This is a genomic window from Mycobacterium sp. ELW1, from assembly GCF_008329905.1.
Classification (GTDB): Bacteria; Actinomycetota; Actinomycetes; order Mycobacteriales; family Mycobacteriaceae; genus Mycobacterium.
This window is the reverse complement of record NZ_CP032155.1, coordinates 2,571,470-2,596,902: the sequence shown is the minus strand read 5'-3', so window position 1 is coordinate 2,596,902 and position 25,433 is coordinate 2,571,470. Positions and strand designations below refer to the sequence as shown.

25 protein-coding genes are annotated in these 25,433 nt (G+C 68.6%); 9 read left to right on the top strand and 16 right to left on the bottom strand.

Annotated elements, in window-relative coordinates; genetic code table 11:
- Positions 1-3: 3 nt before the first annotated feature.
- From D3H54_RS12065 to D3H54_RS12050, 4 genes are read right to left on the bottom strand one after another with little or no spacing between them, the layout of a single operon-like run.
- A complete protein-coding gene (locus D3H54_RS12065) occupies positions 4-390 on the bottom strand; it encodes a universal stress protein (protein ID WP_149379238.1) in 387 nt (128 codons plus the stop codon).
- Positions 387-1,928, bottom strand: coding sequence for a tripartite tricarboxylate transporter permease (locus tag D3H54_RS12060; RefSeq protein ID WP_149379237.1), 1,542 nt, complete (start codon positions 1,926-1,928; stop codon positions 387-389). The genes D3H54_RS12065 and D3H54_RS12060 overlap by 4 nt, the downstream gene beginning before the upstream one ends.
- The gene (locus tag D3H54_RS12055) at positions 1,929-2,447 is read right to left on the bottom strand and encodes a tripartite tricarboxylate transporter TctB family protein (protein WP_149379236.1); all 519 of its coding nucleotides are present in this window, start codon (positions 2,445-2,447) and stop codon (positions 1,929-1,931) included.
- A complete protein-coding gene (locus tag D3H54_RS12050) occupies positions 2,444-3,433 on the bottom strand; it encodes a Bug family tripartite tricarboxylate transporter substrate binding protein (RefSeq protein WP_149379235.1) in 990 nt (329 codons plus the stop codon). The genes D3H54_RS12055 and D3H54_RS12050 overlap by 4 nt, the downstream gene beginning before the upstream one ends.
- A 102-nt stretch (positions 3,434-3,535) precedes the next feature.
- Here D3H54_RS12050 and D3H54_RS12045 point away from each other — a divergent pair, with 102 nt between their 5' ends.
- The 9 genes from D3H54_RS12045 (at position 3,536) to D3H54_RS12005 (ending at position 13,344) form a co-directional block, all read left to right on the top strand.
- A complete protein-coding gene (locus D3H54_RS12045; RefSeq protein WP_149379234.1) occupies positions 3,536-5,149 on the top strand; it encodes a sensor histidine kinase in 1,614 nt (537 codons plus the stop codon).
- Positions 5,142-5,807, top strand: coding sequence for a response regulator (locus tag D3H54_RS12040; RefSeq protein WP_149379233.1), 666 nt, complete (start codon positions 5,142-5,144; stop codon positions 5,805-5,807). Before D3H54_RS12045 ends, D3H54_RS12040 begins: the two co-directional genes overlap by 8 nt.
- A gap of 47 nt (positions 5,808-5,854) precedes the next feature.
- The gene (locus D3H54_RS12035; RefSeq protein ID WP_149379232.1) at positions 5,855-6,889 is read left to right on the top strand and encodes an acetamidase/formamidase family protein; all 1,035 of its coding nucleotides are present in this window, start codon (positions 5,855-5,857) and stop codon (positions 6,887-6,889) included.
- Positions 6,886-7,290, top strand: a complete 405-nt coding sequence (locus tag D3H54_RS12030; RefSeq protein WP_149379231.1) for a RidA family protein — start codon at positions 6,886-6,888, stop codon at positions 7,288-7,290. Before D3H54_RS12035 ends, D3H54_RS12030 begins: the two co-directional genes overlap by 4 nt.
- A 57-nt stretch (positions 7,291-7,347) precedes the next feature.
- A complete protein-coding gene (locus D3H54_RS12025) occupies positions 7,348-8,616 on the top strand; it encodes a sulfotransferase family protein (protein WP_149379230.1) in 1,269 nt (422 codons plus the stop codon).
- A 49-nt stretch (positions 8,617-8,665) separates the two neighbouring features.
- Positions 8,666-9,868: an alkyl sulfatase dimerization domain-containing protein gene (locus tag D3H54_RS12020; RefSeq protein WP_149383488.1), complete on the top strand. Its 1,203-nt coding sequence runs from the start codon at positions 8,666-8,668 to the stop codon at positions 9,866-9,868.
- Positions 9,865-10,614, top strand: coding sequence for an SDR family NAD(P)-dependent oxidoreductase (locus tag D3H54_RS12015; protein WP_149379229.1), 750 nt, complete (start codon positions 9,865-9,867; stop codon positions 10,612-10,614). Before D3H54_RS12020 ends, D3H54_RS12015 begins: the two co-directional genes overlap by 4 nt.
- A 26-nt stretch (positions 10,615-10,640) precedes the next feature.
- Positions 10,641-11,354 (top strand): type 1 glutamine amidotransferase, encoded by a 714-nt coding sequence (locus D3H54_RS12010; RefSeq protein WP_210419680.1) that lies wholly within the window; start codon positions 10,641-10,643, stop codon positions 11,352-11,354.
- Between the two features lie 139 nt (positions 11,355-11,493).
- On the top strand, positions 11,494-13,344 hold the full coding sequence (locus tag D3H54_RS12005; protein WP_149379227.1) for a pyruvate kinase: 1,851 nt from the start codon (positions 11,494-11,496) through the stop codon (positions 13,342-13,344).
- Between the two features lies 1 nt (position 13,345).
- Here the strand turns inward: D3H54_RS12005 and D3H54_RS12000 are convergent, their stop codons facing one another.
- From D3H54_RS12000 to ftsW, 12 genes are all read right to left on the bottom strand, one after another.
- The gene (locus D3H54_RS12000; protein WP_149379226.1) at positions 13,346-14,698 is read right to left on the bottom strand and encodes a TIGR01777 family oxidoreductase; all 1,353 of its coding nucleotides are present in this window, start codon (positions 14,696-14,698) and stop codon (positions 13,346-13,348) included.
- 62 nt (positions 14,699-14,760) lie between these two features.
- Positions 14,761-15,222, bottom strand: coding sequence for a phage holin family protein (locus D3H54_RS11995; RefSeq protein WP_149379225.1), 462 nt, complete (start codon positions 15,220-15,222; stop codon positions 14,761-14,763).
- A gap of 25 nt (positions 15,223-15,247) precedes the next feature.
- Positions 15,248-16,066 (bottom strand): DivIVA-like cell division protein Wag31, encoded by an 819-nt coding sequence (gene wag31, locus D3H54_RS11990; RefSeq protein ID WP_149383487.1) that lies wholly within the window; start codon positions 16,064-16,066, stop codon positions 15,248-15,250.
- Positions 16,067-16,300: 234 nt separating this feature from the next.
- A complete protein-coding gene (locus D3H54_RS11985; protein WP_149379224.1) occupies positions 16,301-16,591 on the bottom strand; it encodes a YggT family protein in 291 nt (96 codons plus the stop codon).
- Between the two features lie 111 nt (positions 16,592-16,702).
- Positions 16,703-17,374, bottom strand: coding sequence for a cell division protein SepF (locus D3H54_RS11980; protein WP_149379223.1), 672 nt, complete (start codon positions 17,372-17,374; stop codon positions 16,703-16,705).
- A 63-nt stretch (positions 17,375-17,437) separates the two neighbouring features.
- Positions 17,438-18,184 (bottom strand): YggS family pyridoxal phosphate-dependent enzyme, encoded by a 747-nt coding sequence (locus tag D3H54_RS11975; RefSeq protein WP_149379222.1) that lies wholly within the window; start codon positions 18,182-18,184, stop codon positions 17,438-17,440.
- Positions 18,181-18,885 (bottom strand): peptidoglycan editing factor PgeF, encoded by a 705-nt coding sequence (pgeF, locus tag D3H54_RS11970; RefSeq protein WP_149379221.1) that lies wholly within the window; start codon positions 18,883-18,885, stop codon positions 18,181-18,183. Before pgeF ends, D3H54_RS11975 begins: the two co-directional genes overlap by 4 nt.
- Positions 18,886-18,915: 30 nt before the next feature.
- Entirely contained in the window at positions 18,916-20,121 is a 1,206-nt protein-coding gene (ftsZ, locus tag D3H54_RS11965; protein WP_149379220.1) for a cell division protein FtsZ, read from the bottom strand.
- Between the two features lie 138 nt (positions 20,122-20,259).
- Positions 20,260-21,189, bottom strand: coding sequence for a cell division protein FtsQ/DivIB (locus D3H54_RS11960; RefSeq protein ID WP_149379219.1), 930 nt, complete (start codon positions 21,187-21,189; stop codon positions 20,260-20,262).
- Positions 21,186-22,649: a UDP-N-acetylmuramate--L-alanine ligase gene (gene murC / locus D3H54_RS11955; RefSeq protein WP_149379218.1), complete on the bottom strand. Its 1,464-nt coding sequence runs from the start codon at positions 22,647-22,649 to the stop codon at positions 21,186-21,188. The genes D3H54_RS11960 and murC overlap by 4 nt, the downstream gene beginning before the upstream one ends.
- Entirely contained in the window at positions 22,646-23,791 is a 1,146-nt protein-coding gene (gene murG, locus D3H54_RS11950) for an undecaprenyldiphospho-muramoylpentapeptide beta-N-acetylglucosaminyltransferase (RefSeq protein ID WP_149379217.1), read from the bottom strand. The genes murC and murG overlap by 4 nt, the downstream gene beginning before the upstream one ends.
- Positions 23,767-25,428: a putative lipid II flippase FtsW gene (ftsW, locus tag D3H54_RS11945; RefSeq protein WP_286199215.1), complete on the bottom strand. Its 1,662-nt coding sequence runs from the start codon at positions 25,426-25,428 to the stop codon at positions 23,767-23,769. Before ftsW ends, murG begins: the two co-directional genes overlap by 25 nt.
- Positions 25,429-25,433: the final 5 nt, after the last annotated feature.

Here is a 25,433-nt window from a genome sequence, read left to right as displayed (position 1 = left end):
TTATTAGCCAGCCTTGACCGCGAGCACAGGTTTCGGGCACTCCATCAGCACTTGTTGCGCCACGCTGCCGAGGAGCAGTTTGCCGACAGGATTGCGATGCCGCAGGCCGATCACCAGGAGTTCGGCATCGGGGCGCTCCATCGCCTGCAGCAGCGCGTCGGCGGCGTACACCCCCACCGGCTGCGAGAGCTCGAAGCTCACCCCGCTCTCGCGTAGGTGTTCGGTGATGGTGCGCACCTGCCCGGGCTGGGCGAACGCGGCGTCGACGTAAGAGTCCCCCGGCGTCGAGTTGACCACCAGCAGGTCCGTGTTGCGCAGGGTGGCCTCGGCGATGCCGGCGTCCACCGCCGCCAGGCCGTGCTGGTCGTTGGTGTATCCCACGACGATCATGACGTCTGCGCCTTCTCTCTCTGATCCTTGTCGTCCTCGACGACCAACAGCGTCTCTTCGTCGCGGTGCAGCAGCCGCAGCACCAGCGGGATGATCAGCAGCACGGCCATACACACGTAGGTGACGATCGCGACCGGTTCGGTGAACAGGCTCGACCAGTCGCCGCCGCCGAGCTGCAGGCTCTGGCGCAGTTGGCGTTCGATGCGCGGGCCCAGGATGACGCCGATGATCAGCGGCAGCACCGGCAGCCCGAACCTGCGCATCATCAGGCCGAGCACTCCGAACAGCAGCAGCAGTGCCAGATCCAGCGGCTGGATGTTCACCGCGAACGCCCCGAGCGTGGCGAAGAACAGGATGCCGGCATACAGGTACGGCCGCGGCGTGCGCAGCAGCTTGGCCCACAGCGGCGCCAGCGGCAGGTTGAGCACCAACAGCAGGAAGTTGCCGATGAACAAGCTGGCGATCAGCGTCCAGATCAGCAGCGGTTCCTTGCTGAACAGCGTTGGCCCGGGCTGAATCCCGTAGGAGACGAAGGCGGTGAGCATGACCGCGGCGGTGGCGTTGGTCGGCAGGCCCAGCGACAGCATCGGCACCAGAGTGCCTGCGGCCGAAGCGTTGTTGGCCGCCTCGGGTCCGGCCACCCCTTCGATGGCGCCCCGGCCGAACTCCTCCGGATGCTTGGACAGCTTTTTCTCGGTGATGTAGCTCAGGAACGTGGGCAGCTCGGCACCGCCTGCGGGGAGCGCACCGAACGGGAACCCGAACGCGGTGCCGCGCAACCACGGCTTCCAGGACCGCCGCCAGTCATCACGGCCCATCCACGGCCGCCCGACCGGGATCACGTCGGCGGGCCTGCGCCGTAGATGCGCGGCCACCCAGAGCGCCTCTCCCACAGCGAAAATCGCGACGGCGATCACCACGATGTCAATACCGTCGGAGAGCTGCGGGATACCGAACGTGGCCCGTGGCTGCCCGGTCAGGAAGTCGATGCCGACGATGCCGATCGCCAGGCCGAGCACCAGCGAGATGGCACCGCGCAGCTTCGACGAGCCCAGTACCGCGGTCACCGCCACCAGCGCGAAGAGCATGATCGCCAGGTACGACGGCGCGCCGAGGGTGACGGCGAACCGGGAGATCGCGGGCGCGAACGCGGCCAGCAGCACCGTGCCGATGGTCCCGGCGACGAACGAGCCGATGGCCGCGGTGGCCAATGCCTGCGCGGCTCGGCCCGCTTTCGCCATCTTGTTGCCTTCGATGGCGGTGATCACCGAGGACGACTCCCCCGGTGTGTTCAGCAGGATCGACGTGGTGGATCCGCCGTACATACCGCCGTAGAAGATGCCGGCGAACATGATGAACGCCGCACTGGGGCTGACGTTGTAGGTGATGGGCAGCAGCAGCGCCACCGTCATGGCGGGCCCGATGCCGGGCAGCACCCCGACCGCGGTGCCCAGCAGCACCCCGATCACGGCGTAGAGCAGGTTCATCGGCGTCGCCGCCTCGGCGAAACCTTGCAGCAGCCAGTTGAGGTTGTCCATCTACAGAATCCCGTCCAAGATGCCTGCGGGCAGCGGGATTCCGAGCCCGGAGTAGAACGCGTAGAAGCTGGCCAGTGCGAGGACGACACCGATGACGATGTTGCGCACGTAGTGCTTGGCGCCCAGAACCGTTGCCGCACCGGCGAAGAACAGCGCGCTGGTGATCACCCAACCCACCGGGTTGACCAACAGGATCATCGCGACGAACAGCGCGACGAGCAGACCGACGGTGCGCCAGTCCCCCGGCGCCTCGGGATCGATGTCCTCGCCCGCGTCGGCCTCGCCCTTGCTGCCGCGCGGGATGGCGACGGCCAGGATCACCGCCAGCAGCAGCGCCGCCACACCGATGACCAACGGAAAAAACTTGGGCCCAACGGGATCCACCTTGGCGAAACCCTCGTCCAAGGTCGGCCCGCTGTAGACCAGGAATCCGCCGACGATCGCCAGCACGGCGACCACGATGTACTGCGCATAATCGGACCGGCCGTCCGGCTCTGCTTGTTTCTCATCAATGCTCACAGCAGCCCCAATTCGGTCAGCGTCGACGAGACCCGGTTGTCCTGGTCTTTGAGAAATTGTTCGAACTGCGCACCGGTCACGAAGGCGTCTGTCCAACCGTTCTTGGCCAACGCCTCTTTCCATTCCTTCGTGGCGTGCATCTCTTCGAGCGCCTTGACCATGTCGTTCTTGGCGCTGTCCGAAATACCCGGCGGCGCAAGGACACCGCGCCAGTTGGCGAAGGTCAGATCGATGCCGGACTCCTTGAGCGTCGGCGCATCGATGCCCTCCACGCGCTGATCGCTGGACACCGCGAGCACCCGCAGCTGGCCCGCCTCGATCTGGTCGATGAGTTCGCCCGGGCTGGAGGTACCGACAGTGATCTTCTTGCCGAGCAGTGCGGTCAGCAGGTCTCCGCCGCCGTCGTAGGTGATGAAGTTGACCTGTTTCGGGTCGACGCCGACCTTCTTGGCGACTTCCATCGGGAACAGGTGATCGGGTCCGCCCGGTGAGGATCCCCCGCCGATCGTCATCCTGCTCGGATCGGCTTTCCAGGCCGCGACGAAGTCCTGCACCGTCGTGAACGGCGAATCGGCGGGCACGAAGATCGCGCCCGGATCCTCGATCAACTTGGCGATCGCGGTGGCATCGGAGGCCTTGACCTTGGACCCGTTGGTATAGGTGGCGCCCACGACGCCGAGGCCCATCGTCATCATCAGGTCGTTGTTGCCCCGCTCGTTCATGAGCCGCGCCATCGCCACGGTGCCGCCGGCGCCGAGGACGTTGAACACCTCGACGCGCCCGGTGATGTCGCGGTCCTCCATGATCTTCACGGCCGTTCGCGCCGTCAGGTCGTAGCCGCCACCGGGGCTGTTCGGCACCATCATCCGCAGGCGGTGCAGCCCGGACGGGTCATCGCCCCGCGTCACGCCGCAACCGGCGAGCAGCAACGTCACGGCCAGCACGGTGGCGATCACCGCGAACCGCTTCGTGCGTCGTCGCACCATTCGTCGACCCCGTTTCCTTCTGGGAAGAGTTCGTCCACATGTGATGTTCAGCAATACTGGTCGAGGAAGTGACGGCAGTCACTCTTTCGGACGCAGAGGAAGTTGTGGTCGTTGTGGTCATCGCTGGTACGTAGCGGCCGCAGCCTCGCGGGCCAGTTCCTCGCCTTCCAGTTGCTCGTGGTGGCGGTCGTGCTGGTCGCCGTGGGGGCGGTGTCGATCGCCCAGTCGACCAAGGAGTTCCGCGACGTGCGCGGGCAGCGGATGATCGCCGTCGCCGAGAACGTGGCGTCGACACCGCTCGTGCGGGACCGGTACGGCGACCCCTTCGCGTCCCAGATCCTGGCGCCGGACGTCGACCGGGCGGTGGCGCTGTCCGGGGCCGGGCTCGCCGAGATCATCGACCCGTCCGGACGGGTGCGAGTGTCCACCGACCCGTCGCGGGTGGGCCGCACCGCGGACTTCGGGCCGTCGCGGGTCGTGGAGGGCAGGGCCTGGTTCGGCGACCTCGACATCAACGGCCGCCACACGTTGGCCGGCCAAGTCCCCATCCTGTCCACCGACGGGGCGGTGCTGTCGGTGGTGTCGGTCAGCGAGCCCTATCCCTCGGTCTGGCAGCTGCTCAGCGGCGCGGGTGAGCGGCTGCTGGCGTATCTCGGTCTGGGGGCGGCGCTGGGCCTGGTCGCGTCGTGGTTGTTGTCGCGGCGGATCAAACGGCACACCCGCGGTCTGGAGGTCGCCGAGATCGCGGGGCTGGCCGAACATCGAGAAGCGTTGCTGCACAGCATTCGTGAGGGTGTGATCGGAGTGAACACCGACGGGGTGATCACGGTGGTCAACGACAGCGCCCAGGAACTGCTGGGTATCGGCGCCGACGCCGTCAACCGGCTGGTCCGCGACGCCGGTATCGACCCGGCCGTCGCCGACTTCCTGGTGTCCGGCGAGGACGGTCACGACGTCGTCATCGCCACGCCGAATCGGGTGCTGGCGCTCAACCGGCGGGCGGCGACCAGCCAGGGTCAGCGCATCGGTACGGTCACCACCATGCGCGACAGCACCGAGCTGGCGTCGATGCAGGGCCAGCTGTCCTCACACAAGAGCGTGACCGACACGCTGCGCGCGCAGACCCACGAATTCGCCAACCAACTGCACACCATCTCCGGACTGGTCCAACTTGGCGAGTACGACTCGGTGCGGGATCTGGTCGGCGCGTTGACCCGTCGCCGGGCCGAGATCGACGCTGCTGTCACACAGCACATTTCGGACCCCGCCGTGGCGGCGCTGCTGATCGCGAAGACCACCCTGGCCGCCGAGAGCGGCGTGTCGCTGCAACTGGCCGACGACTCGCACCTGGCGGCGCTGAGCCCGGCACTGGCGACCGACGTCATCACCGTGCTGGGAAACCTGGTCGACAACGCCGTCGACGTATCCGAGGGCACCGTCGCCTCACGCGTCGAGGTCCGGATCGACGACGCCGACGGCCTGACCATCGAGGTCGCCGACTCCGGACCCGGTGTGCCGCAAGCACAACGCAGCCAGATCTTCTCCCGGGGCGTGACGTCGAAGCCCGATGTTCCCGGCGGTCGTGGAATCGGCCTGGCGCTCGTGCGGCTGATCACCGCCCAGCACGGCGGTACCGCCGAGGTGCACGACGCCGACGGTGGCGGCGCCTTGTTCGTCGCCCGGCTGCCGAGGATCGAGTCGGTGAGTCATGCGTGAGGTACTGGTCGTCGACGACGATTTCATGGTCGCCGACATCCACCGGCGCTTCGTCGACCGCATCGAGGGATTTCACACCGTGGAGGTGGCCCATACCGGCGCCGCTGCACTCGACGCCGCCCGAACCGTGCGTCCGGACCTGATCCTGCTCGACGTCTACCTGCCCGACATGACGGGCCTGCAGGTGCTGCAGACCTTGCGAGCCGAAGGTGACCCGGTGGGCGTCATCATGATCACGGCAGCACGGGAATTGGACACCGTCAGCGGCGCCCTCGACGGCGGTGCCGCCGACTACCTGATCAAGCCGTTCGAGTTCGAGCAGCTGAAAACCAAACTGGCGGCATTCGCCGCGCGCGCCGATGCCCTCGGCGCAGACCGAGGCATCGATCAGAATTTCGTCGACACGCTGTTCGGGCATTCCCCCGCATCCGGCGACTCACCGCCGATGCCCAAAGGACTGGGCGCCGAGACCGCGCGACTGGTCCTCGACGCGGTCCGCGGGGCCGGCGAGCTGTCGGCAGCCGAATGCGCTGATCTGGTGGGCATCTCCCGGGTCAGTGCGCGCCGTTACCTCGAACACTTCCTGACCGCCGGTGCGGTGGGACTGCGATTGCAGTACGGGGCAGGGCGGCCCGAACGTCGCTATCACGCGGTGTAATTCTTCGGCGCGCGCCCGGGCCGGGCTGCTGGCATGATCTGTCGCTTATGGCAGTGCACCACCTCCCGGCGACCGCGCAGACGGTGCAGTGGGGCTTCTTCGACCCACGCCAGGCTCCCGCACTGACCGTCGACTCCGGGGACCTGGTGGCGATCGAGACGCTGACCCATCACGCCGGCGACGCCCCCGATCTGCTGATGGACGAGCGCATTTCGCGAGTGTTCGACGAGGTCGACGACCGCGGGCCGGGACCGCACATCCTCACCGGGCCGATCGCCGTCAGCGGTGCCCGACCGGGTGACGTGCTCCAGGTCGACATCCTGGAAGCCACCCCGCGCCTGCCGTACGGATCCAACCTGGCCGGGCACTGGGGTTACCTCTACGACGAGATTCCCGTCGAACGGGTCACCATCTACGAACTCGATGTCAACGCGCTGCTGGGTCGGGCGTTGTTCGGTTACGACTGGACGGCCACCCCGCTGGCCAACGAGCCGGGCACGATCGTGGCGCCCGACCCCGCGAGCCGGGAGCCGGCGCTGCCGGGAGTCGTGGTGCCGCTGCGGCCGCACTTCGGCACCATGGGTGTGGCGCCGGCCGATCCGGTGCGCGTCTCCTCGGTGCCACCGGGCGACCACGGCGGCAACGTCGACAACTGGCGCATCGGCGCGGGCGGGCGGATGTACTACCCCGTCCAGGTGCCCGGCGCGCTGCTCTCGGTCGGCGACCCGCATGTCTCACAAGGCGACGGCGAAGTCAGCGGAACCGCGCTGGAGTCATCGCTGAACGGGTTGTTGCGCTTGACGATTCGCCGCGATCTGCCGTTCACCGTCCCGGTCCTGGAGACCGCGACCGAACTGCTGGTGCACGGCTTCGGCGACAGCCTGGACGCCGCGATGAAATGCGCGACGCTGCGCACACTGCAGCTGCTGCGTTGTCACTTCGGGTTGTCCCGCGCCGACGCGTACTCGTTCATGTCGGTGGCGGTGGACTTCACCGTGACCCAGGTGGTCGACCAGCGTCAGGGCGTCCATGGCCGAATCGACAAGCGTTGTTTCCCACGGTGGCAGAATCCCGCTGCATGACCGGTATTCGGACGTTCACGTTCACCCCGGCCGACGGTGTTCCGCCCGCGGTGGCGCCGTTCGCCCACGCGACGGCCGCAGGCCAAACCCTCTACGTCACCGGCCAGATGCCGACCGACACCAGCGGCACGGTGGTCGGTGAGGATGTCGCGACCCAGACCGATCAGGTGTTGACCAACCTGCTGCGCGTCACCGAACTGTGTGGCGGCGGCCTGCCCGACGTGGTCTCGGTGCGGGCGTTTCTGCTCGACTGGGACGACTATGCCGCCTTCAACGCCGCCTACGCGCCGTGGTTCCCGGACCGGCTGCCGAGCCGAACCTGCGTCGGCGCGACCGGGCTGGCGGTGGGTGCCCTGGTCGAGATCGACTGGGTCTGCTGGCGCGCCGACGGTTGGGCCTGATCCCGGCCAGCGAGAACCCCCGACCGGGAGCCGCACCGGGGATTAAAGTGCCCGGACATGACGACGCGGTCATCCCCGGAGACACTGAACCTCGACGACCTGACCGACCCGGTGCTGACCGACACGCAGCGGCAGATCCTCGACTACACCGAGTCGCAGCACGTCACCTTCGACATCGACGAGATGCTCGCCGAAGCGGAGCGGCAGGCGGGCAGCGATGACCTGGCCGACGACGACGGGTTCGCCGGCCGGCTGGCCGCACACGTGGCGGCCATCGAGTCCGACACCGGTCTGCGCCAACTGATCCGAAGCAGCCTGCGCGCCAGAGTGATTCGCAAGGTGCGCAACCGGCTCTCGCTCGTCGACCTGCTGAAGCGCTACCCCGAAATCGAATCCATCCCGATCGAGCGGCCGCTGATCGTGGTCGGCATGCCCCGCTCGGGCACCACTCACCTGGTCAACCTGATCGCGCAGGATCCGCGCCGGCGTGCCCTGCCGTATTGGGAGGCCGAGGACCCGATTCCCGCGCTCGGGCAGGGACCCGAGGTGTTCGGCGTCGATCCTCGCTACACCCGCGTCAAAGCCGAGCACGAGGCGCTGATGGCCAGCACCCCGTACGTCGCGGCGATGCACGATCGATTCCCCGAGGCCATCGAGGAGGAGGTCGAACTCCTCGACCTCGACATGGCCGGCTATGTCCTCGAGTGGCACGCCCGCGTGCCGGGCTGGCGCGACTTCTACCTCGGCCTGGACCACGTCCGTCACTACGGTTACCTGAAGAAGATCCTGCAGGCGCTGACCTTCCTGCGCGGCCCGCGCACCTGGGTGCTGAAATCGCCACAGCATGCCGAGCAGCTCGGTCCGCTGATGACCACCTTTCCCGATGCCACCGTCGCCTTCACCCATCGCGACCCCGTCGCGGTGATCCAGTCGGCGATCACGATGATGGCGTACTCGGATCGGTTGCGCCGCACCAGCATCGACCCCGACTGGCTGGTCGGCTACTGGAGCGACCGGATCCACCGGCTGCTGACCGCCTGCGTGCGCGACCGGGAACTGGTGCCCGCCGACCGCAGCGTCGACATCGGCTTCCATCACCTGAACGGCAACGAGATGCCGGTACTCGCCTCGTTCTACGAGCACGCCGGGATCGATATCCCGCCCAAGGTGGCCAAGCGATTCGGCGCCTACATCGACGACAACCACCGCGGCGCCAAGGGCCGCATCCCCTACGACCTGAGGCGGCACTTCGGCGTCGAGCCCGAGGAACTGCGGTCTCGGTTCGCGTTCTATTTCGATCGTTTCGACGTCCGCCCCGAGATCTGAAGGAACCGTCGTGGAACCCCTCTACCGCAGCCGGCCCGGCGCCGACGCCATGGCCCCTGCCTGCGCCGAACATGCCGAGGAAGTCGCCCCCGGGATCTGGTGCTCACCCGGACTGACCAACTCCTATCTGCTCACCACCTCCGACGGCCGGGTGGTCGTCAACACCGGGATGGGATTCGAAGCCCCGGTGCACCGCGCGGTGTTCGACGCCGTCGATTCGTCGCCGGTGCGCTACATCCTGATCACCCAGGGCCACTACGACCACGTCGGCGGGTTGGACACCCTGCGCGATCCGGACACCACGGTGGTGGCACAGGCGAATTGGGAGCAATGGCGCGACGACAATGAGCGGCTGCTGCCGTACCGGGCCAATCGCAGTGCGTTCGCATTCTCCGACAGACTGGCCGGCGGTATCGCCAGGATCCAGCAGCGCTTCGGCAAGAGGCTGCCGCCCCAGAGCGCCGGGTGCGCCGACATCGTGGTCGACGACCGGTTGTCGCTGACGGTCGGCGAACGGCGATTCGAACTGATCGCCACTCCGGGCGGGGAAACCACCGACTCGATGGTGATCTGGCTGCCCGATGAGCGGATCTGCCTGTGCAGCAACACCTTCGGACCCATCTTCGGGCACATCCCCAATCTGGTCACCATGCGCGGTGACCGCTACCGGGATGCGCTCACGGTGATCGACACCATCGAGCGGGTTCGGTCACTGCGGCCCGAGGTGCTGCTCACCGGACATTTCGACCCCGTCCGGGGGGCCGATCTGATCGACGCCGAGCTGTCCCGGCTGCGCGATGCCGTGCAATACCTGCACGACGAAACCGTGGCCGGAATGAACGCCGGTAAAGATGTCCGGACCCTGATGCGCGAGATCACCCTGCCCGCCCACCTGGAGGTCGGCCAGGGCTACGGCAAGGTGGCCTGGGATGTCCGGGCGATCTGGGAGAACTATTCCGGATGGTTCCATCACCGGTCGACCACCGAGCTGTACCCGACCGGCGCCGACGCGGTCAGTGCGGACCTCGTCGAGTTGGCCGGCGCCGAGGCCCTGACTACACGGGCCCGGCGCCACCTGACCGAAGGTCGCCCGCTGGAGGCCATCCACCTCGCCGAAGTCGTCACCCACACCGCGCCCGACGACGCCGCAGCGCGGGCGGTACTCAGGGACGCCCACGAGCGGCTGCTGGCCGACAGCATCAACTTCTGGGAAAGCGCCTGGCTGACCAAGCAGATCGAAAGGTACACATGACCGCCCAGCTGAGCTTCGACTTCACCGGAACCCAGGCACTGGTCACCGGGGCGACCAGTGGCATCGGCCACGCCGTGGCCGTGCTGCTGCGTGACGCCGGCGCCACCGTCACCGTGACCGGCACCAAACCCGGTGCCGCCGACTACGACACCGACCTGTCCGGCATGACCTATCGGCAACTTGTGCTCACCGACAATGCATCCATTGACAGCCTGGCCGAGAGCATCTCGTCGCTCGACGTACTGGTGAACAACGCCGGCGCCAACTTCCCCGGCGGCCTGGACGAATCCGCGCCCGACGGGTTCGCCGCCTCGGTCGCACTGAACCTCACCGGGCCCTACCGGCTCACCGTCGGGCTGCGGCGCGCGCTCACGGCGTCGACCGCGGCGGGAGGGGCGAGCGTGGTCAACCTCGCCTCGATGTCGGCCTTGCGTGCGGTCACGATGGTCCCCGGCTACGGGGCGGCCAAGTCCGGCATCGTCAACGTCACCCGCAACCTGGCGGTCAAGTGGGCCAAGTACGGGATCCGCGTCAATGCGATCGCGCCGGGCACCATCGAGACCGCGATGACCGAGCCGATGCATGCCGTCCCGGAGATCATGGCGACCGAAATCGCCCACATCCCGGCCGGGCGGATGGGCCGGGTGGACGAGGTCGCACCGGCCATCGCGTTCCTGTGCACGGCGCAGAGCAGCTACATCAACGGCGCGGTGCTGGTCGTCGACGGCGCCTCGGACTGCGTGTAGCCGCGCACCTGCCGTACCGTATGCGGGTGCCCCGTCAGGTCCTGTTCATCTACAACGATCCGATCGCCCCCGAAGCGCTGCTCGGCGAGACGTTCACCGAACTCGGTTTCGACGTCGACACATTCGAGGTCGTCCCGGCGCATCGAGCCAGCGACCCGACCGTCGACGTGACCTTCCCCGACCCCACTCGCTACGACGTGATCGTGCCGCTGGGCTCACGGTGGGCGGTGTACGACGAACGGCTGCCGTGGGTGGCCGATGAGATCGACGTGGTGCGCCGCGCCGCCGACGCCGGTGTCGGTGTGCTCGGAGTGTGCTTCGGCGGCCAGTTGGTGGCGACCGCGCTCGGCGGTTCGGTGCAGCGCTCCCCCGATCCCGAGATCGGCTGGCATCAGGTGCACAGCATCGACCCCGAACTGGTGCCCGACGCCGGGCCGTGGTTCCAGTGGCATTTCGACCGCTTCACCGCCCCGCCGGGATCCACCGTGGTCGCCCAGAACGGTTGCGCTACACAAGCTTTCGTGCACGGTCGGGCCCTGGGTCTACAGTTTCATCCCGAACTAGACCACAAGCTGCTGGAGCTGTGGATCGACGATGACCGCACCCGCGGCGACGGGGATCTGACCCGGCTCGGGCTGCGCGCCGAGGACCTGCGCGCCGACACCACCACGCACGTCGATGACGCCGCGCGGCGGCTCCGGCAGCTGGTGCGCGGATTCCTCGCGAAGGTCGCCCGCTAGCTAGCAACATGCCAATTGCCGCTGATCAGTCAATTTTCGCAGCTGGCGAAGACAATGTTGGGCCAGCGCAGGCTGCTGCTGTTTCCCGACCGGCAACCGTTCACCCAACCGCAACCTGGAGTGACTAGCGTGCCGGACCATGTCCGCAGACGCGCAGCAGCTGGCCCAGCTGCAGAGTGATGTCGACGCGCTGCTGGCCCAGCTGGCCGACGCCGAGTTGCGATGGCAACCGTGGACCGACCCGGTTGCCGATGAGAACCGTTGCAGTGCAACCAATCTGGTGCACTACTGGGCGATGCGACAAGTCGATCTCCGCGTAGCCCAGCAGCAGCTGACCGAGCTGGGGCTGTCCTCGCTGGGCCGCAGCGAAGCGCACGTCCAGGCGACGCTGCGCCTGGTGTCGGCGGCGATAGCCGCGATGCGCGGGCAGGGCTGGACCCCGAACGACCAGGTCTGCGTGGAGGTCGCCGAGGGCAGTCGCCTTCTCGAGCGCAACGCCACCGAGCTGCTGGGGCCGGCGGCCGAGGATCGTGCGGCCCGGATCATGGTCACCCTGCCGTCGGAGGCGGCCACCGATCCCGGTCTGTCGCGCACACTCATCGACTCCGGCATGCGGATCGCCCGGATCAACTGCGCCCACGACGACGCGACCGCGTGGAAAGCCATGGCGGCCAACGTCCGCGCCGCGGCCGAGGCCGCGGGTCGCCCGTGCCTGGTGGCGATGGATCTGGGCGGCCCCAAACTGCGCACCGGCCCGCTGGAGCCGGGACCCCGGGTGGTGCGCCTTCGGCCGACCCGCAACGCCCAGGGTCAGGTGGTGGCGGCCGGGCGCGGCTGGCTGACCTCGGCGCGACGGCCGGCCCGCCCGCCGGAGCCGGATCTGGTCACCCTGCCGGTCAAAGCGGACTGGCTGGCCAACCGCGCCGAAGGCGACGAGTTGGTGCTGCGCGATACTCGCGGATCGAAGCGGCGGCTGCTGCTGGCCGCCGCCGCACCCGGCGGATTCGTCGTCACCACCGAGAAGACGACGTATGTGGGCAGCGGGACAGTGCTCAAGGCCGGCGGGCAGGAGCGAAGCGACTCGGGGACAAAGCGGCGCCGGAAGGACTCCACCAAGGTCGGCGAGTTACCAGCCGTCGAGCAGAGCCTGCGACTGGCCGCGGGCGACGTCGTGCGGGTCACCCGCGACTGCACACCGGCACCGGTCGACGAGGGCCAGCCGCCACGGATCGGCTGCACGTTGCCCGAGGTGTTCGACACCGCCGAGGTGGGCGAACGCGTGTTCTTCGACGACGGGAAACTCGGCGGCGTGGTGGTCGCGGTGACCGCCGACACCCTCGACGTGCGCATCGAGCGCCCCGCGCACGGGACGGCAAAGTTGCGGGCCGGCAAGGGAATCAACGTTCCGGACACCGACCTGCCGATCTCGGCACTGACCGACAAGGACATCGCGGACCTGGCCACGGTGGTCGAGCTGGCCGACTTCGTCGAGCTGTCGTTCGTCCGTGAACCCGCTGACGTCATCCGCCTGTTCGACGAACTGGACCGTCTCGGTGACCGCGATCTCGGCGTGGTGCTCAAGATCGAGACCCGGTTGGCCTTCGAGCATCTGCCCCGGCTGCTGCTCACCGCGATGCGACGGCGCCGGGTCGGGGTGATGATCGCCCGCGGCGATCTGGCCGTCGAGGTCGGCTACGAACGGATGGCGGAGCTGCAGGAGGAGACACTGTGCCTCTGCGAAGCCGCGCACCTGCCGGTGATCTGGGCGACCCAGGTGCTCGAGCAACTCGCCACCACCGGGCTTCCGTCCCGGGCCGAAATCACCGATGCGGCAATGGCGGAACGCGCCGAGTGCGTGATGCTCAACAAAGGTCCCTACATCACCGACGCGGTCGTCACGCTCGACGATGTGCTGGGGCGGATGGCCGGCCACGAGCACAAGAAAAGTTCGTTGCTGCGCAGTCTCCAGTCGTGGCGGGCGACCGACTGAGTTACCCGGGGTCGTGCCCGAGCTCGTGGGCCAGCGCGCCCTCGACCTCGGGCTGCCGGAATCGGTGGCCCAGCTCAACCAGCTTGGCCGGCAGCACTCGCTGATTCGCTTCGGCCAGCTCCTGCGCACCCTGCTTGCCCAGCAACACCCGCGGACCCAGCGACGGCACCGGCAGGACCGCCGGGCGATGCAGCGTCGCCGCGAGTGCCTTCGTATATGCCTTGTTGCGCACCGGATTCGGCGCGACGGCGTTGACCGGACCTGCGATCGCCTCGTCATAGACGGCGCGGTAATAGATGTCGAGCAGGTCGTCGAGGCCGATCCATGACAACCACTGCTCGCCGCTGCCCAACCGGCCACCGAGGCCGGCGGCGAACAGCGGGCGCATCAACCGCAGCGTGCCGCTCCGCGCGGCCTGCACGATGCCGGTGCGCACGCAGACGGTCCGAACCCCCGCGCTCGCGGCGGGCTCGGTGGCGGCCTCCCAGTCGGCGACCACGTCGGCGAGGAAGCCGTCACCACGCGCACTGTCCTCGGACAACTCGGCGTCGCCCCGGTCGTACCCGTAAATCCCGATCGCCGAGGCGCTGACGAATGCGCCCACCCTCGCGCCGGCGGCCAACTCGGCGAGCCGGCGGGTCGGCTCGATGCGGGAGTCACGGATCGCGCGGCGGTGGGCCTCGGTGAAGCGCCCGGCGATCGACTCGCCTGCCAGGTGGATGACGGCGTCGACCCCCGCAAGCAGATCAGGCGCGGGAGCATGTGGCTCCCAACGTCTTTCGTCAGGCCGCACCGGCTCGCGGCGGACCAGCCGGATCACCCGGTGCCCGCCGGTGGTCAGCAGGGCGGTGAGCGCGGTACCGACCAGACCGGCAGACCCGGTGACGGCGACCGACAACTGGCCGGCACCGGCCTGCCGCGCATCCCGATGGGCGGCGAGGTCATCGGCCAGCTGGCGGTGCCGGTAGACGAACGTCGAACGCAGCGCGGCGCCGGGCACTGTCGTGTCCACCTCGTCGCGCATCTCGGTACGGCCCGCACCGGCGTCGGCGAACGTGTGCGTGTGCCGCCACCACCCGATGATCCGCGGCGGCAGCGTCATCAGCCCGTCCGAGGACAGCACGTCGACGAACTGGTGTGGCGGGTCGTAGCCGGCGGGATCGTGCCGGGCCACCCAGCGCAGGCCGCCGGGCAGACCCAGGACCGCGCGGCCGTCGGCGAGCGACTCGGTTTCGGCGATGACCCGCATCGGTTGCCAGGGCGGAACCAGTCGCCGCATCGCGCCGGGCCGGGTGTGCCAGGCGAAGACCTCGTCAAGAGGATGGTCGACGATGCTCGAGTAGTGGATGCCCATGGATCCCTTCTACCCGTATGGGGACCCGATTGACCGAGCGCCCCGCAGGGGTCACCAAAAGGTCAGCGTGAGCCGGACTCGCCGGATTTCTCCGCTTCGTCCGCGACCGATTCGCCCGCACCCTCAGATGCAGCGTCGTCGGCGGTGTCCTCGGGCTTGTCGGCGGGCTTGTCGGCGGTGTCCTCGGCCACCTCAGGCTCCGTCGCCGCCGGTGCCTCGTCCTCGGGGTAGTCGGCGTCGAACGTCGAATAGGTCGTGTCGACCGTCTCGTCGGTTTCCGAGTAGGCGGTGGTCTCCGCGGTCGCCGACGACTCCACCGACTCGTCGGAAGCCGTGACGGTCGCCGGCTCCACGTCATCGATACGACGCTGCTGGCGCTCCCGGATCGCGTCGACAATCAGCAGGATGACCCCGACGACGCTCGCCGCGATGCATACCCACGCGACCAGCTCATTGCTGGTGACGACTGCGGTGACCAGGGCCGCGAGGCCGATCACCGCCAGCACCAGCGCAACGATCAGCATCGATCACCTCCAGCGCGCGCAGCGCTCAGTTATTGCCCCGGTTGAACTGGTTGAACCCGCCACCGTCGCTGGCAGCGCCGGAATCGACCGGTGCGGCCGACCCACGCTGGCCCAGCTCCTCGAGCTGCGACTCCAGGTATGTCTTGAGCCGGGTGCGGTATTCGCGCTCGAATGTCCGCAGCTGCTCCAGCCGTCCCTCGAGGACAGTCCGCTGCTGGTTGATGGTGCCCATGATCTCGGTGTGCTTGCGCTCGGCGTCGGCCTGCAAGGCGTCGGCCTTCTCCTGCGCCTGCCGCAGCTGGGTCTCCGAGCGGTTCTGCGCGTCGCTGAGCAGCGCTTCGGCGCGTTGCTTGGCGTCGGCGACCGTGGTCTCCGCGGTGTGGCGGGCCTCCGACAGGATCTGGTCGGCGTTGGTGCGCGCGTCGCTGAGCAGCTTGTCGGCCTCGGCCTTGGCCGTGCCGGTGAGCCGGTCGGCGGTGTCCTGGGCCAGGGCCAGCACGCGAGCGGCCTTGATGGCCTGCTCCTCGCTGGCGGCCGGGCTCGGCGCCGGGGCGGGAGCCGCCTGCGGCGCGGGAGCCGGGGTGGGCTCGGGCTCCGGCTCGGGCTGGTACACCGGAATGGCCTGCGTGGGCTGCGGAACCGCGCCGCCGGAGCGCGCGGAGGACAACTCCTGGTCCAGCTCGGCGACCCGCTGGCGCAGATCCGAGTTCTCCTCGATGAGCCTGGTCAGCTCGTTCTCCACCAGGTCGAGGAAGGCGTCGACCTCGTCCTCGTTGTAGCCTCGCTTGCCGATGGGCGGCTTGCTGAACGCCACATTGTGCACGTCGGCCGGTGTAAGTGGCATCATCTGCCCCCTCGGGTCTGAACGGTTGAACGGGTGCAAAGTCTAGAACGTGTCGAACGTTCGTCGTTCCGTACTGTAACTGGCGTCCATCCTGTCACACCAGAACCGCCGGTCGCCTCGGAGACCAATAATTAAGAGCTAATTTCAATTTTTTGCCGCCCCCACCTCGGCGTGGCTGATCGCGATTCGCCGGACATTGCGGTAACGTGCGGGCGCTCCGGCGGCGGGGCAATCTCAGGCTGCTGCGCCGAATGCCAGCTGCATTCCGATGAACGCGACCAGCAGCAGCACCATGATCGACAGGTCGAACCGCACCGCGCCGATCGTCAGCTGCGGGATAAGTCGACGTAGCAGCTTCACCGGAGGGTCGGTGATCGTCATGATCAATTCGAGGATCACCACGGTCAGTCCGCGCGGGTGCCAGTCCCGGCTGAATGACCGGATGAACTCGACCACGACACGCGCGATCAACAGCAGCCAGAACACGAACAGCGCGAAGCCAAGAATTTCGAAGAACAGCGACAACTAGAGCCGGTCCTTAATCAACAGCGGATGTGACATTGCCGACATCGCTGGTTTGAGGCCAGCGCGACGCCGTCAGCCTACCTAAGACCGTCGGCACACTTCGCCGACGTGTCACTGGTAGCTGTAGAAACCCGCCTCGGCGATCCGCCGGCGCTCCTCGGCGCTGACGTCGACGTCGGCCGGCGACAGCAGGAACACCTTGGTTGCCACCTTGTCGAACGATCCGCGCAGGGCGAACGCCAGACCGGCGGCGAAGTCGACCAGCCGCTTGGCGTCGGCGTTGTCCATCGACACCAGGTCCATGATCACCGGCTGGCCGTCGCGGAAGCGCTCGCCGATGGTGCGGGCCTCGCTGTAGTCCTTGGGGCGCAGCGTGGTGATCTTCGACATCGGGCTGCCGGCTTCGAACAGCTCGGCCATCCGGCGCGGGTCCATCGCCAGAGCGCCGCGGGTCGAACCCCGCAGCGAGCCGAACCGCGACGAGCGCGGCATGTCGTGGGGGTGCTCGAACTCACGCGGACGGAACCGCGGCTCGTCGCCGTACTGGGCGCGGAAGCCGCCGGTCGGTGCGTAGTCCGCCTCGCGCGGATCGTCATACTCGCGACCCATCCGCGGGTCGCGGTCGTCGAAGCGGCCCGGGCGCTCGTAGTCGTCGTCGGCGAAACGCTCACGGCGGGCGTAACCGCGGTGAGCGCCGCGGTCGTCGTCGTCGTAGTACTCGTCGTCATAGTCGTCCATCGGGGCCATACCGAAGTAAGCCTTGACCTTGTGGAGAGTGCTCATCGCTGGACCCTTCTGAAGCGTGAAGTGCGGTGTCTGTGATGAAGATGTGACTGGAGTGACTACTCAGGGAGACGTTAGAGGACGTTGTCCCATAAGCGCGGTTCCGACACGCACACACGTAGATCCGTGTCGCACCGCAGCCTCCAGGTCGCCGGACATCCCGGCCGACAACGCTGTCGCACCAGGATGATTGCGCAATATTCGACGGTGTTCGTCGGCCAGCGCCGCGAATGCCGCGTCGGGATCGGCACCCAGCGGCGGGACGGCCATCAGCCCGGCCAACCGCAATCCGCCGGCCTCGGCGACCAGGGCGCACAGCTCGTCGACGGCGCCCGGATCGCCGATGTCCACACCGCCGCGCGAGGTGTCCCCGTCCAGGCTGATCTGGACGAACACGCTGATGGGCGCACTCCGCACCCCTTCCTCGATGGCCAGCGCGGCACCCCTGTCCAGTGCCGCGGCCACCTTGGCGGTGCTCAGCGAGTGGACCGTATCCGCCCATGCCGCAATCGCTTTGGCCTTGTTGCGCTGGATCTGACCGACCATGTGCCAGCGCAGGTCGCTCGCCCCGGTCAGATCGGCCACCTCGGCGATCTTCGCGGAGGCCTCCTGTTCGCGGGATTCACCGAACACCCGGCAGCCCAGCCGCCACAGGATGGCGACGTCGGTCGCCGGGAAGAACTTGGTGATCGGCAGCAGCTCGATCTCGGCGACGTCGCGACCGGCGTCGCGCGCGGCAGCTGCGAGCCGGTCGGTCAGCGCGGCCAGGGCGGTGGCGAGTTCGGCCTCGCGGTCCGTGGGGCTCGTCATTCCATCCACACCAGACACGCCAGGCGACCGGTCGGGGCGTCGCGGCGGTGGCTGAACAGCTTGGTGTCGGCCACCGTGCAGCGCGGGTCGGCGTCGATGGCCTTCACCCCGGCGTCGCGAAGTTGCCGGGCGATTCCGGCCCGCAGATCCAGTCCCGGTGTGCCTTTCGCGGTCCGCGTCCTGCTGCCGGGCAGCCGCGCTTCGACGTCGGCGGCCATCTCTTCGGGCACCTCATAGTTGGCGCCGCTGACGGCCGGGCCGAGCAGCACCGAGATGTCCTCGGCATGAGCACCGTTGGACAACATGGTTTCCAGCGTTCGCAGCACCACACCGTCGGCGGCACCGACCCGGCCGGCGTGGACGGCGGCCACCACCCCGGCTCGGGCGTCGGACATCAGCACGGGCACGCAGTCGGCGGTCACCACGGCAAGGGCGAGTCGCGGTGTGGTGGTCACCAGGGCGTCGGTGTCGTCAACGGCGTCGGCACGCGGACCGTCGACGACGGCGACGTGATCGCTGTGGGTCTGATTCATCCAGACCACGTGGTCCTCGGGCAGCCCGATCGCGGCGGCCAGGCGTTTCCGGTTGGCGGCCACCGCTTTCGGATCGTCGTCCACGTGGTCACCGAGATTGAAGGTGTCGAACGGTCTGACCGAGACACCACCGGCACGGGTGGTGGTCACACGACGGATGACTGTCACAAACCCAGTATTGCGGCAGTGCGGAAAGCGTCAGTGCCGCATGAACGGCGGCACGTCGACGTCGTCGTCGGAGATACCGCCGTCGTCACCGCCACCGATCCGCACCGTCGCGCCGTTGGTGTGCACCGGCACGCTCGCGGGATCACTCGGATCGAAGAGCGAGGAGCTGAGCTTGCCCGCCGCACCGGGAACGATGCCCTGGCCGGTCGTCGGGGTACCGACCACCGGCTTGCGGCTCGGGGTGGCCGACTCGAAGCCGGCGGCGATCACGGTCACGCGTACCTCGTCACCGAGCGAATCGTCGATCACCGTGCCGAAGATGATGTTGGCCTCGGCGTGCGCGGCCTCTTGGACGAGCGAGGCGGCCTCGTTGATCTCGAACAGACCGAGGTCGCTGCCGCCGGCGACCGACAGCAGCACGCCCTGGGCGCCTTCCATCGACGCTTCCAGCAGCGGGGAGTTGATCGCGATCTCGGCGGCCTTGAGCGCGCGGCCGTCACCGCGGGCCGAGCCGATGCCCATCAGGGCGGTGCCCGCCCCGCTCATGACGCCCTTGACGTCGGCGAAGTCGACGTTGATCAGGCCGGGGGTGGTGATCAGGTCGGTGATGCCCTGGACACCGTTGAGCAGCACCTCGTCGGCGCTGCGGAAGGCATCCATCAGCGAGACCTGGGCGTCGCCCATCTGCAGCAGCCGGTCATTGGGGATGACGATCAGGGTGTCGCAGCTCTCGCGCAACGCCTGGATGCCGTTCTCGGCCTGGTTGGAGCGGCGCTTGCCCTCGAAGGAGAACGGCCGCGTCACCACGCCGACGGTGAGCGCGCCCAGCTTGCGGGCGATGGTGGCCACCACGGGTGCGCCGCCGGTCCCGGTGCCGCCGCCCTCACCTGCGGTGACGAACACCATGTCGGCGCCGCGCAGCAGTTCCTCGATCTCGTCCTTGGCGTCCTCGGCAGCCTTGCGGCCGACCTCGGGGTCGGCGCCGGCGCCGAGACCGCGGGTGGATTCACGGCCGACGTCGAGCTTGACGTCGGCGTCGCTCATCAACAGCGCCTGGGCGTCGGTGTTGATCGCGATGAACTCCACGCCCTTGAGTCCCTGCTCGATCATGCGGTTGACGGCGTTGACGCCGCCGCCGCCAATGCCAACGACCTTGATGACGGCGAGGTAGTTATGCGGGGGGTCATCGTCTGTCTTCCTCCCAGGTGGGGATCGGGTCTTCGGCCCTTCTGGCAAACCCTCAACCTCAACCAGAGGCTTAGAGTTATGTCAAGTAGTGCCGTGCAACCAGAACGGTATGGCCGGTGGTGCCTGGATGTGGGAGGCGCGCCGGGGTGTCGCGGGCGAATTTCCTCACCGGCCTGCGCCGACCGGCTACTTGACGGTCGGCAGATCCGGGCTCGAGACGTCGTAGACCTTGCCCGGCTGGGTCAGCAGCGCGGCCAGCTTCTCCGCCTTCTCCTCGGTGCGGTCCGTCGTCCCCCACACCACGGTGCGCCCGTCGGTCAGCGTCAGCGTCACCGACGCTACCGACGGCGCGGCCACCCGGCTGACCTGGCCCACCACCTCCGGACGCAACGCCGTCATCACCTCCAGTGCGGCCCGCGTCGGCGGATCGCTCGGGCCGGGCTTGTCGACGTCGATGTACGGCAGGCCGGGCGGTGGCGGCGCGGTCGCGAAATCCACACCGTCCTTGTCGAACAGATGCGGGCCGTCGGGATAGTCCTTCACCACGATCGGGATTCGCTCGACGATCGTGATGCGCAACGTCGACGGATACTCGCGCTGTACCCGCGCGCTGGCCACCCGCCGGATGCCGGCCACCCGATCGGCCACCTGGTCGGTGTTGATCTGCAGCAGTGGCGTGCCCAACTGCACCTTCGCCGCGTCGACGACCTCCTCGCGGGTCACCGCGCCGATCCCGGTGATCACCAGCGAGCGCGCCGACATGACCGGCGTGAAATAGAGGATCAATCCCAGCCCGACGCTGATGATCGCCAGAACGATCAGCCAGATGAACAACCGCAGACCGCGAACGTTCCTCGCGCCCACGGGTTTCGGCGTCTCCGTGGCCTCTCCGCGGACCCGGCGCTTGGCCTCCCGGCGGGCCTCTTCGATCGCGGTGGCGCGGATCTGCGCGGCGCGGCGCTCGGCACGCTCGCGGCGTTCCCGCATGCGCGGGCCTTCTTTCGCGGCGTCGAGATCGACGTTTTGCTCGTCGTCACCCGTACTTTCGCTGCCATCTGTCGGTTTGGGCAGGATGGGGGCGTCTTCGCCGGCCTCGTCTGCCTCGGGCTCGGTCATCGATTCCCCTTGGCCTGCAATGCCGTAAGGATCTCCTGCCCCAGCATCGTCACGTCACCGGCGCCCATCGTGACCACGACGTCACCCGGGCGGGCCGAGGCGGCGACCCGCGCGGCCACCGCGGAGAAGTCGGCGACATAGTGCACCGGCACGCTGACGTGCTGGGCCACCGTCGCGCCGCTGATCCCGGCGATCGGCTGCTCGCGCGCGGCGTAGACGTCGAGTACGAACACCTCGTCGGCGGTGTCGAGCGCACTGCCGAAGTCGAGCGCGAAAGTCTTTGTGCGCGAATACAAATGCGGTTGGAACACCACGATGCTGCGCGCGCCGACAATCGTGGGATGCCCGGTCCGGTCCTGCTGGGCCACCGCGCGCAGCGCGGTCAGCGCGGCCCTGACCTCGGTCGGGTGGTGGGCATAGTCGTCGAAGACCCGAACCCCGTCGGCCGTGCCGACCAGCTCGAAGCGCCGCCGCACCCCCTCGAACCCGGCCAACCCGTCGAGCACCTCGTCGATCGGCGCACCGGCCTCGACCGCGGCCAGCAGCGCGGCCAGCGCGTTGAGTGCCATGTGCTTGCCCGGCACCGCCAGCCGCAACACCCGCTGGTGCGCCTCGCCGGCCAACTGGATGTGCGCGACCGCCCCGGTGCCGTGCTGCTCCCAGCCGATCAGCGCACCGGCCAGCCCGTCCGCGGGGCCTTCGCCATAGCGCAATACCCGAACCCCAAGGGCCGCACTGCGTTCGGCCAGTGCGGCCGAGCCCGGATCGTCGGCGCACGCCACCAGCGCCCCGCCGGGAGCCAGGCGTTCGACGAACGCGTCGAACACCGCCGTGTAGGCGTCGGCGCTGCCGAAGAAGTCGAGGTGGTCGGCCTCGATGTTGGTCACCACCGCCACATCCGGGGTGTACTCGAGCAGCGAGCCGTCGCTTTCGTCGGCCTCGGCGACGAAACAGTCGCCACTTCCGTTGTGCGCGTTGGTGCCCGCTTCACCGAGATCGCCGCCGACAGCGAACGACGGATCCAGCCCGGCATGCTGCAACGCGACGATCAGCATCGAGGTCGTCGTGGTCTTCCCGTGCGTGCCGGTCACCATCAGCGTGCGGAAACCGGCCATCAGTTTGGCCAGGACCACCGGACGCAGGATCACCGGGATCGCCCGCTTGCGGGCCTCCACCAATTCGGGGTTGGTCTTCGGGATCGCCGCGTGGGTGGTGATCACCGCGGTCGGGCCACCCGGCAGCAGGTCGAGATTCGCCGCGTCGTGACCGATGCTGATCACCGCACCGCGCGCCCGCAACGCCACCACACCGCGGGAGTCCTTGGCGTCGGAACCCGACACCAGTCCCCCGCGGTCCAGCAGGATGCGGGCGATACCCGACATCCCCGCGCCGCCGATGCCCACCATGTGCACGCGCTGCAGTTCCGGCGGCAGCTCCCTGGGACCCGTCGGTGCGCTCATCGGCGGCCCTTTCCAGCGTGCGCGACGTCGAGGGCCACCTCGGCGACCCGCTGCGCGGCGTCCCGGTGCCCAACCCGGGCGGCGGCCGCCGTCATCGCCTGCAATCGCGGCGGGTCGGTCAGCAGGCCGACGACCTCGCGGGCGATGAACTCGGGCGTCAGCTGGGCGTCCTCGACCAGCAGCCCGCCGCCGGGGTCGACCACCGGCAGCGCGTTCAGCCGCTGCTCGCCGTTCCCGATCGGCAGCGGGACATAGACCGCGGGCAACCCGACCGCCGACACCTCGGCGACCGTCATGGCGCCGGACCGGCAGATCGCCAGGTCGGCGGCGGCGTAGGCCAGGTCCATCCGGTCCAGGTAGGGAACCGCGACGTAGGGCGGCTCGCCGGGCTGGGTGCCGCGCAGGTCGAGGGTGTTCTTGGGGCCGTGGGCGTGCAGCACCGCGATGCCCGCGGCGGCCAGATCGGCCGCGGCCGCCGACACCGCGCGGTTGATCGAGGCCGCACCCTGCGAACCGCCGAAGACCAGCAGCACGGTGGCGTCATCGGCGAAGCCGAAATACTCGCGGGCCTGCGCGCGCAGTGCGACCCGATCCAACGAGGTGATCGACGCGCGCAGCGGCATACCCACCACCTCGGCGTGCCGCAGCCCCGAATCCGATACCGCGGAGAGCACCCGGCACGCTGTGCGGGCGCCGACCCGATTGGCAAGTCCGGCACTGGCATTGGCTTCATGCACGACGACCGGTACCCGGCGCCGGTGCACCGGCCCGCCGCGAGCCGCGAGATAGGCGGGCAGTGCGACATAGCCACCGAACCCGATCACCACGTCGGCGGCGACGTCGTCGAGCACGGCGCGGGTTTCCCGCACCGCGCGGCGGACCCGCAGCGGCAGACGCATCAGATCGCCGTTGACTGTGCGCGGCAGCGGCACCGGGGTGATGAGTTCCAAGTCGTAGCCGCGGTCGGGCACCAGCCGGGTCTCCAGACCGCGCGGGGTGCCCAGTGCGGTGATCCGGATATCCGCGTCCAGCGCTCTGAGCGCGTCTGCCACCGCCATGGCCGGTTCGACATGCCCGGCGGTGCCTCCACCGGCAAGCACAACCGACACCGAGTCACTCACCCGTAACGCTGACCTTCCAATGTGCGGGACCGCCGTGCGCGACTGCTTCCCTCTTTCGGCTGCTGCGCGCTGTTACGCGGAGCGTCACCATGATGCCCTGAGCGTCGGGTGGGTCGCTGGGCCGTCCTGGTTTTGCCAGGTAGAGCGGCACGGTCACGGGTGGACTGGGTTGAGCGGGCCGTTTTCTTGGCCGGTTTGCGCTCCGGCCTGGCCGGGCGGGCCGGCCGCGCGGGTTTGGTGGCTTTCGCAGCGTTCGGCCTGCTGCGCAGCCGGTCGCGCACCGCCTCCACCCGGGAGGGCACATAAGGCTCGGGCAGCGGCAGCCGCAGAATGCGGTTCATCCGGTCTTCGCGGCCTGCACGCAGGGCGGCGACCGCCTCCGGTTCGTGACGGGCCGCGTTGGCCATCAGTCCGATCATGAACAGCGTTGTCGCCGTTGATGTTCCACCGGCCGAGATGAGTGGCAGCTGGATTCCGGTGACCGGCAGCAGACCGATGACATAGCCGACATTGATGAACACCTGGCCGACCACCCACATGGTGGCCGACGCGGTCAGCAGCCGCAGGAACGGATCCGCCGAGCGCCGGGCGATCCGCATGCCGGTGTACGCGAACAACCCGAAGAGGGCCAGCAGCCCGGCGGCGCCGACGTAGCCGAGTTCCTCGCCGATGATCGCGAAGATGAAGTCGTTGTGGGCGTTGGGCAGGTAGTTCCACTTCGCGGTGCCCTGCCCCAGCCCGTCCCCGAAGACGCCTCCGTTGGCCAGCGCGAACTTGGCCTGACGGGACTGGTATCCCGAGCCCTGTGCGTCGGCGCCGGGATCAAGCCACGACCGCACCCGGTCGGAGCGGTAGCCCTCGGAGACCGCCAGCACCGCAGCGGCCGCGATGGCGGCGCCGAGTGAGGTGACGAACACCTTCAGCGGCAGGCCGGCGTACCAGAGCAGCGCCAGCAGGATGATGCCCAGCGACACGGTCTGCCCGAGGTCGGGCTGGGCGACGATGAGCACCAGCGCGATGACGGCGGCGGGGATCAGCGGGATCAACAGCTCGCGCAGCGACGCGTGCTCGAGGCGCCGGGTCGCCAGCAGGTGTGCACCCCAGATGGCGAACGCGATCTTGGTCAGCTCGGACGGCTGCATCGACAGCCCGGCGATGAGGAACCAGCCGCGGGTGCCGTTGGATTCGTGGCCGATGCCCGGGATCAGAACCAACACCAGCATCACGATCGTGATGGCAAAGGAGGCGAACGCGGTGCGGCGCAAGAAGCTGACCGGCGCCCGCAGTGCGATCCAGAAGCCGAGAAGACCTACGACTGTCCACAGCACCTGGCGGCCGAAGATCGCCCAGGGCGATCCGTCCTCGTCGTAGGAGTGCACACCCGACGCCGACAGCACCATCGTCAGGCCGAGCGTGACCAGCAGCGCGGCCACGGAGACGATCAGGTGGAACGACGTCATCGGGCGGCCCAGCCAGGCGCCGAACCTCCGCGGCACCCCGAACCGGTGTTTGGCCGGCGCCGCGGTGGTGGCGACCGGCGCGGTGGAGGCCTCGGCGTCCGGGGCGGCGGTGTCGACCGTGTCGGTGTCGACCTCGACGGCAATGTCGGTGGCGTCGGCTGAGCCGCGACGGCGCAGCCGGGACAGGATCGTGGGCACGGCGT

Excerpts from the sequence above, each read along its gene's own strand:
- D3H54_RS12030 (WP_149379231.1), top strand. The coding sequence starts at position 6,886 with ATGACCGGTATTCGGACGTTCACGTTCACCCCGGCCGACGGTGTTCCG.
- D3H54_RS11995 (WP_149379225.1), bottom strand. The coding sequence starts at position 15,222 with ATGCTGATCGTTGCGCTGGTGCTGGCGGTGATCGGCCTCGCGGCCCTG.
- D3H54_RS11980 (WP_149379223.1), bottom strand. The coding sequence starts at position 17,374 with ATGAGCACTCTCCACAAGGTCAAGGCTTACTTCGGTATGGCCCCGATG.
- D3H54_RS12060 (WP_149379237.1), bottom strand. The coding sequence starts at position 1,928 with ATGGACAACCTCAACTGGCTGCTGCAAGGTTTCGCCGAGGCGGCGACG.
- D3H54_RS11975 (WP_149379222.1), bottom strand. The coding sequence starts at position 18,184 with ATGACGAGCCCCACGGACCGCGAGGCCGAACTCGCCACCGCCCTGGCC.
- D3H54_RS12005 (WP_149379227.1), top strand. The coding sequence starts at position 11,494 with ATGTCCGCAGACGCGCAGCAGCTGGCCCAGCTGCAGAGTGATGTCGAC.
- D3H54_RS12035 (WP_149379232.1), top strand. The coding sequence starts at position 5,855 with ATGGCAGTGCACCACCTCCCGGCGACCGCGCAGACGGTGCAGTGGGGC.
- D3H54_RS12025 (WP_149379230.1), top strand. The coding sequence starts at position 7,348 with ATGACGACGCGGTCATCCCCGGAGACACTGAACCTCGACGACCTGACC.
- murC (WP_149379218.1), bottom strand. The coding sequence starts at position 22,649 with ATGAGCGCACCGACGGGTCCCAGGGAGCTGCCGCCGGAACTGCAGCGC.
- D3H54_RS12040 (WP_149379233.1), top strand. The coding sequence starts at position 5,142 with ATGCGTGAGGTACTGGTCGTCGACGACGATTTCATGGTCGCCGACATC.
- D3H54_RS12000 (WP_149379226.1), bottom strand. The coding sequence starts at position 14,698 with ATGGGCATCCACTACTCGAGCATCGTCGACCATCCTCTTGACGAGGTC.
- wag31 (WP_149383487.1), bottom strand. The coding sequence starts at position 16,066 with ATGCCACTTACACCGGCCGACGTGCACAATGTGGCGTTCAGCAAGCCG.
- D3H54_RS11960 (WP_149379219.1), bottom strand. The coding sequence starts at position 21,189 with ATGACCGAGCCCGAGGCAGACGAGGCCGGCGAAGACGCCCCCATCCTG.
- D3H54_RS12020 (WP_149383488.1), top strand. The coding sequence starts at position 8,666 with ATGGCCCCTGCCTGCGCCGAACATGCCGAGGAAGTCGCCCCCGGGATC.
- D3H54_RS12050 (WP_149379235.1), bottom strand. The coding sequence starts at position 3,433 with ATGGTGCGACGACGCACGAAGCGGTTCGCGGTGATCGCCACCGTGCTG.
- D3H54_RS12065 (WP_149379238.1), bottom strand. The coding sequence starts at position 390 with ATGATCGTCGTGGGATACACCAACGACCAGCACGGCCTGGCGGCGGTG.
- D3H54_RS12015 (WP_149379229.1), top strand. The coding sequence starts at position 9,865 with ATGACCGCCCAGCTGAGCTTCGACTTCACCGGAACCCAGGCACTGGTC.